Annotated in this window: 1 pseudogene; it reads left to right on the forward strand. The window is 57.3% G+C overall.

The features are described 5' to 3' along the window. Window positions 1–648, forward strand: a pseudogene (locus tag B5F77_RS15820) (hypothetical protein); the annotation flags it as partial.

Below are 648 nucleotides of genomic sequence, written 5' to 3' on the forward strand. Positions count from 1 at the left end.
GCTCGCTCGTCTGCACGCCGCTTATCGAATCAGGTGACAGCCTCCGGGCGTTGCCTCCTATTATATTAAATGGTAAAACGCGCCATATCCTGTATGAACGTCTGGAACGGACAACCGGCGGACAACCCTCCGAGTATGAATACCGACGCCGAAATGGGGAGGAGCAATGGATTGACTACCAAATCTACACGCCCTATGCAGATTGGATGAAGAAGTCTGAAGTCTCCATCGTCCTCGACGAATGCGGATGCGGCTGGGAGGCTTTACAAAGCAACAAGTCCCCGCTCTTCGCGCTCAACTTCGAGCCGGTCGTCTTGCAACCGGTGCTGGCGTACGTGACGCCGCAAGCTGAGGCGGTCAAGGCGCGCACGGCGGCAGGTAGTGCTTACCTGGATTTCCCCGTCAACCAGACCGACATCCGGCCGGATTACCGCAACAACCCGGCTGAATTAGGCAAAATCCGCAAGGGCATCGAGGCCGTGCGGGGCAACAAATACGCGACCATCACGGCGGTTTCCATCAAGGGTTATGCCTCTCCCGAAGGAGGTTACGCCAACAATGCCCGCCTGGCGGAAGGACGTGCCGAAGCGTTGCTCTCTTATGTGGAAAGCCTGTATGACTTCGGCAATGCCCGCATGACGGTCGACA

It is taken from the genome of Parabacteroides sp. An277, assembly GCF_002159645.1.
GTDB lineage: Bacteria > Bacteroidota > Bacteroidia > Bacteroidales > Tannerellaceae > Parabacteroides.